Origin of the sequence: Dialister sp. CAG:357 (assembly GCF_000435155.1) — a bacterium.
Lineage (GTDB): Bacteria > Bacillota > Negativicutes > Veillonellales > Dialisteraceae > Dialister > Dialister hominis.
Window position 1 is genome coordinate 1 of the sequence record NZ_FR896376.1, and the last position, 6,425, is coordinate 6,425.

The 6,425-nt window shown below is 51.5% G+C and carries 5 protein-coding genes; 1 reads left to right on the forward strand and 4 read right to left on the reverse strand.

Annotated features, from left to right (window positions below):
* Window positions 1–145: 145 nt before the first annotated feature.
* The 4 genes from upp to M3200_RS01785 form a co-directional block, all read right to left on the reverse strand.
* Window positions 146–769, reverse strand: coding sequence for a uracil phosphoribosyltransferase (upp, locus tag M3200_RS01770; protein WP_022381822.1), 624 nt, complete (start codon window positions 767–769; stop codon window positions 146–148).
* Between the two features lie 90 nt (window positions 770–859).
* On the reverse strand, window positions 860–1,501 hold the full coding sequence (locus M3200_RS01775) for a CpXC domain-containing protein (RefSeq protein ID WP_022381823.1): 642 nt from the start codon (window positions 1,499–1,501) through the stop codon (window positions 860–862).
* A gap of 95 nt (window positions 1,502–1,596) precedes the next feature.
* Window positions 1,597–2,850 carry a 3-isopropylmalate dehydratase large subunit gene (locus M3200_RS01780; RefSeq protein WP_287537267.1) on the reverse strand — a complete coding sequence of 418 codons (1,254 nt, stop codon included), beginning with the start codon at window positions 2,848–2,850 and terminating at the stop codon, window positions 1,597–1,599.
* On the reverse strand, window positions 2,850–4,520 hold the full coding sequence (locus M3200_RS01785; protein ID WP_022381825.1) for a LeuD/DmdB family oxidoreductase small subunit: 1,671 nt from the start codon (window positions 4,518–4,520) through the stop codon (window positions 2,850–2,852). Before M3200_RS01785 ends, M3200_RS01780 begins: the two co-directional genes overlap by 1 nt.
* Window positions 4,521–5,141: 621 nt before the next feature.
* Here M3200_RS01785 and M3200_RS01790 point away from each other — a divergent pair.
* Window positions 5,142–6,041, forward strand: a complete 900-nt coding sequence (locus tag M3200_RS01790; protein ID WP_022381826.1) for a LysR family transcriptional regulator — start codon at window positions 5,142–5,144, stop codon at window positions 6,039–6,041.
* Window positions 6,042–6,425: the final 384 nt, after the last annotated feature.

Here is a 6,425-nt window from a genome sequence, read left to right on the forward strand (position 1 = left end):
ATTTTTACCAACACGTTTTGTCCTATAACCCAAAAGAGAGACTTCCCCCGAGTCTCTCTTTTCTTTTGCCCGAAATCCTCTCGAGGAGCATAGAGTTGTAAATAAAAAAACGGAACCGCTTTGCGTGGTCCCGTTTTTTATTGTATTACTTGGTTCCGAAGATACGGTCGCCGGCATCGCCGAGACCTGGGAGGATGTAGTTATGATCATCGAGCTGACGATCGAGGGCAGCTGTGTAGATCGGCACATCAGGATGAGCCTGGTTGACGACTTCAACGCCTTCCGGTGCGGATACGAGGCACATGAACTTAATGTTCTTTACGCCTTTTTCCTTCATCATGTTGATGGCTGCGACAGCGCTTCCGCCGGTTGCGAGCATCGGGTCGACGATGATGAAATCGCGGTTGTCCACATCCGGCAGCTTGCAGTAGTATTCGATCGGCTTGGATGTTTCCGGATCGCGGTAGAGGCCGATAACGCCGACTCTTGCAGACGGCATCAGTTCAAGAAGGCCGTCCACCATGCCGAAGCCTGCGCGGAGGATCGGAACGATGCCGACTTTCTTGCCGGCTACGCGGCGGCCGCGCATCTTTTCGAGCGGGGTCTCCACTTCGACGTCTTCGAGCGGAAGATCACGGGTGATTTCATAACCCATGAGGAGTGTAATTTCCTGGAGCAGGCGGCGGAACTCGCTGGAGCTTGTTTCCTTGGACCGCATGATCGTGAGTTTGTGTTGAATGAGCGGGTGATCAATAATATGAATCTGCATGATTGCCTCCCTGTAATTTAGACTATTCTGTAATTCGCCTTAACCATTTTAGCACAATAAGTGAAAAAGTGTAGGAAAATTTCAAAAGAATCAGCCCATTTCACCCACCACGCGGTCAGCCCATGCGCGGTCGATGACAAAAATGCCTCTGGAATAGAAGTCAAGCCTGGATTCAGCCGCATTCTTCACTACCTTGTACAGGTCCATGTCAAATTCCATGGATGCGATCATCTTGTCCTTGCTTCTGAAAAGGAATCCATGCTCGCCGTCGTCATTCATAGCAAGGAGGATTTCATCGATGCCCTTGTCGGCATACGTTTCCTCGACATTGTGCCAGACGCTGCTCTTGATGATTTCCACGACGCGGTCGTCAAGGCCTGCATCAAGGATCATCAGCTTTTCACGGAAATCGTTGTAGGAGCGGACGATTCTCATCGTGTAGTCTGGAAGATCCTTCTGCCGGGCGGAGAGGATGGACATCATCTGGTTCCATGCATCGCCTTCGACGGATACGAAGACCATGTACTTGTCTTCCATCTGATGATACAGGAAATTGTAATTCAAGAGAGCAGTCGCGCCGCAGTCGGGGCAGGTATAGCGGAAAGCATCCCCCGTCCTGACGGCTTCCTTCAATTCCAGATCCTGCTTCGTATTGATGCTGTCCCAGACTTTGAATTCATGCTTGCTGCCGCAGGCCGGGCAGGTGATTTCAGACATTGAGCTTTGTGACATTAGAACCTCCGTGATTCATTAAATGATATGCTTTCCTTCTATTATACCGTACAAGGAGCGGAAATAAATTCCATACGGCGGACTTTTCCATATTTTTACAAATGGGCCGGATCGGTGATGACGCCTTTGACGGCTGTCGCCGCGGCCACGGCAGGAGAAGCAAGGTAGGCTTTTGCTTTCGCAGAGCCGAAGCGCCCCAGGAAATTCCTGTTGTTCGTGCCGAGCATCACTTCCCCGTCCCCCATGAGGGCCATCGTGCGTCCTTCGCAGAAGGAGCAGTACGGAGGCGTCACAAGAGCGCCTGCCTCGACGAAGGTCTGGATCCAGCCGCGCTTTACGGCTTCTTCCATGATGGAGGCGGAAGCCGGCGTCACGATGAATTTAAGGTCTTCTGCTATATGGCGTCCCTTCAGGATCTTTGCCGCTTCTTCGAGGTCCTCCAGCCTTCCGTTCGTACAGGAACCGAGGCAAACCTGATCGACCTTCACCCCTTCGACTTCAGAAAGCGGACGGATGTTGTCGACATGGGGCGGACAGGCAACGACGGGCACAAGGTCTTCTGCCTGGTAGAAGAGTTCCCTTTCATAGACGGCATCCTCGTCTGCCTTGACCCATGAAATGGATTCATAGGGCATTTTGCAGTAAGCTGCCGTCTTTTCATCGGCGGCAAAAAGGCCTGCCTTGGCGCCGCATTCGACGACCATGTTGGATATCGTCAGGCGGCTGTCGGCAGAAAGGCTCTCCACGGCGCTTCCCGTAAATTCAAGGGAGCGGTACGTCCCTCCTGCCGCGCGGAGATCGCCCAGCACGCGAAGAATGATGTCCTTGGAATAAACATTGGACGGGATTTTCCCTTCAATGCGTACCTTGATCGAGGACGGCACGCGGAGCCACAATTTCCCTGTCCCCCATAAGTATGCCATTTCCGTATATCCAATGCCCGTACCGAAGCAGCCGACACCGCCGGCCGTCGTCGTGTGGGAGTCGGTGCAGAGGAGGATTTCTCCCGGCTTCCCGTAGCCCAGCTCGGGGATGAGCTGATGGCAGATGCCGCCAGAAGCATGGAAATGACCGACATGGTACTTGTCACGCAGCTTGTACCCGTAAGAAAGGCTGTCCGGATCGGTTGGAAGGCAGGCCGGATTCAGATGGTCATGGAAAATGATGAGACGCTCCGGATACATGGCCTTTTCAAATCCCATTTCCATAAGCTTCTCATAAAGGCTCTTCGTATAAATATCATGGACGACCGCCCGATCCGGCGTGACCGTCACAAGATCGCCCGGATGAAGATCGGCAAGGCCCGTATTCTTCATGATGATCTTTTCAGCAAGAGTATGTCCCATCATTACCTCCCCCTTTCCTTCTGTACATGCTTCACAAGCCCGCCGTCCATGATGAGCGAAAGAAGGTCGCCCCTCACTTTGGGAATCGGATACTTTTTTCCTTTGCATAGGATGTATTCATTCGGGACGACGATGACCGTATCGCCCTCTTCCACATCATCAAAGAGCGCGGCGCATTCAATCGGAAGAATGCCGTTATTGACAGCATTCCGGAAAAATATGCGCGCAAAGGACTTGGCGATGATGCAGCGGATGCCGCTTTCAGAAAGGACCTCGGCGGCCTGTTCCCTAGAAGAACCGCATCCGAAATTGTTTCCCGCGACAAGGATGTCTCCTTCCCTGACTTCTTCTGCAAGCTCAGGCCGGAGCAGCTCGAACATGTGCTTTTTGATTTCATCCCAGGACGGATAGGAAAGATGCTGCGTCGGGATGATGATGTCCGTATCAATATCGTCTCCGAACTTCCACACGCGGCCGGAGAAGGCGAGGATCGGATCAGCACTCAGGCTCTTTGTTCCCAAAGCAGGCTTTTCGGATTCTTCCGCCTTTTCCTCAAAAAGCACCGGTGCTTCAGCCTCTTCCTGTCTCTTTCTTTTCAGGAATTCGCCTCCGATATACCCTCTCACGGCAGCATTGGCCGCTCTTTCCGTGCTGACATGGAAGACGGCCGCCTCGATTTCATCCCCGTAATCCTTATTGTCATTCGTAAGGAGTATTTCGCCCTTTCCTGCCTTTGCCTTATAAGATGGATCGGCGCACTGATTGAGGAAAATACCGCCTGCATCCATGATGTCCTTGATATATCCAAGGTCAGCGGCCTTTTTGTATACCTCCGCTGTGGCAGGAGCCACGGAAAGACGGACACCGTCAGATACATGCTCCCCGCGGATGATGTCAGCGGCATGCCTGATATCTTCCAGAAAACCGCCCTGCGCGCCGCCTATGAAGACAGCGGAAATCGGGATCCGTCCCTTCTGGCTGATTTCCTTTCCCTCATGGATGACGACAGAGGGAACGTACTGGATCCGGATATGGAATCCCTGCACGTTTTCTTTCACAAAAGCCGTGCATCCAGAGGCTCTTCCTGCGGCCATGCACATGACAGCAAGCTCTTCCTTCCTGAATTCTTGAAGCTCTCCTGAAATACACACGGGCATCCCTTGGGGAATCTTTTTGGAAAGCGCATAGGCCTTATCGTAATTGCAGGGGCGGTATCCTTCCCTGAAAAACCGGTCATACCTCGTTTCCTTTGTGCTTAGAAAAACATTGAATACGCCGCCTTCCTGGATGGAGAAGGATCCCGTAAGAAGCACTTCTTCAAGGCCTTCCTCATCAAGGCAGTAACCCTTCCCGCCAAAGGCGCCCATCACATAGACGTCAGGATCTCCGGATACGGCAATAAAGCCCTCGGGGAGGGACTCTTCCACCAGCAGATGGAAAGCCATTCCTCTCCCGTACGCATGAGGAATATCAAGCTTCCTTGCAAGCGCAAGCACCTCCTGCTGCCTTTTGGATTCTTCCGGTGAATTCGGCGGCACCTTCTTGTCGATCACGACCCTGATCTTCTCAGTATCCCAGAGCTTCCTTCCGCTCTCGGCCGCTTTTTTCAGCGCAGCAAAGCCTTTCTCTTCATTGAGGACAACTACATCAGCCTCATATGTTTTTATTTTCATTCCATAAGTCCCTCCCATCCTTCTTTTCTTCTCATTATACAGATAAAAGGAAAGCACAAACAGGGAGAACCCAATAAAAAATCCCGCTTTCGCGGGCAAAAAAAATAGATCCCCATAGGAAGATGAAAGGAGGGGATCAATGGCGCAAAGGCCCATATAAAATTTTGCAGCTTACGGGGCTGCTTTCTCCCATGTTTCCACGGGGCGCTGTCTACTGAAATTTCTTCAATGAATATTCATTGGCAGGTATAAGAAAAGCCAGTGCAGCTTTGCCTCCGGATGTCCCTAAGAACCGCGTTCCGGTTGGTTAAGTACAATTCTATCCATGACACCCCGTTTCGTCTAATACCGGTCAAGGATTATTTCTATTCCTGCCATGCATAAAGAAAACGGAAAATCCTCAAATTCATCCAAAAATCGCGATTTTACCGTATTATTACATTGTTAATTTTCTATATCATTTATTTATCATGCATGTCATGCATTGAAATCCTTCCTATCTTTCATAAATATTGCCTCTTTTTATTGAAACGCCCCTCTTCCTAAAGGTATAATTGAACTAACGATTATGTGTCCGGCTTATACAAAGAATGAATCCCGTATTTTATAAAGGAGTCCCCCATGGATCTCAGCCAACTGGAATATTTCCGCGCGCTTGCGCATATCCGCCACTTCACAAAAGCGGCGGCTTCCATTTCCATCTCGCAGTCCGCCCTGTCCCGCTCCATCACGAAACTGGAAAACGAACTCGGCCATCCCCTCTTCGACCGCACGGGCCATGAAATCTCCCTCACTCCGGATGGGCAGCGTTTCCTCATCCACGTAGAGCGCGCCCTTTCTGAAATCGAGGAAGGCAGGCGGGAGCTCGACCATGAAAATGATCCGCAGGGCGGCATCATCAATCTTTCCTTCATCCATTCCCTCGGCACCTACATGCTTCCTGTCCTTCTCTCCGAATTCAAGGTGCAGAATCCTTCGACCAGGTTCAACCTGCAGCAGAACGATTCCACGCTGCTCGCGCAGGGACTGATCGACGGGACGAGCGACCTGTGCCTGGGATCCACGATGATCACGATGAAGCACATCGCCTGGTCCTACCTCTATTCCGAGGAAATTTACATCACCGTCCCTCTCCATCACCGCCTGGCCGACTGGGAGCAGGCAACGCTGAAGGATATTGAAAATGAGCCCTTCATCACGATGAAGCCGAGCTACAGCCTCAGGATCCTCACCAACCGCGTCTGCGCGCTCGCCAATGTCCATCCGAAAATCATTTTCGAAGGCGATGATACAAATACGATTGCAAGCCTTGTCGCTTCCAATCTGGGCGTTTCTCTCCTCCCGAAGATTCCAGGAAGCGATGCGATCGGCATCCGCCAGATCCACGTTTCCTTCCCGTCATGCAAGAGAGAAATCGGCATCGCATGGAACATGACGCGGCCCCTGTCTCCGGCAGCGCTTCGTTTCCATCAGTTCATCGTGAAGAGATTTGCGGACAAACGGTCCTCCACCGTCCGCTGAATTCTGATATTTCACTCATTGACAGCGCCTTTTTACCATGCTATCATGAGGTCAGTTTTATATAGGCAATGAGAAGAAGAGTAGGAAATCCGGAATGGCAAAGAGAGCTGCGGAGGGTGAGAAGCAGACCGGGAACGATTTCTGAAGATGGACTTTGAGCCTGCTTGGCTGAATCATGAAGCCGGCCGGGACTGCCCGATACAGCAGCAGGGTATTTATGGCATTGTCCGGCGTACCCGCAGAGTCTTTGCCGGTGACGGCAGGGAGAAACAGAGTGGTAACACGGCTAAGCACCGTCTCTCGTAAGAGGGGCGGTTTTTTGTTTGCCAAATCTGCCCCATTTCACGGCATTTTAGGCTTATAGGACATTTCGTGTTGTTTTTA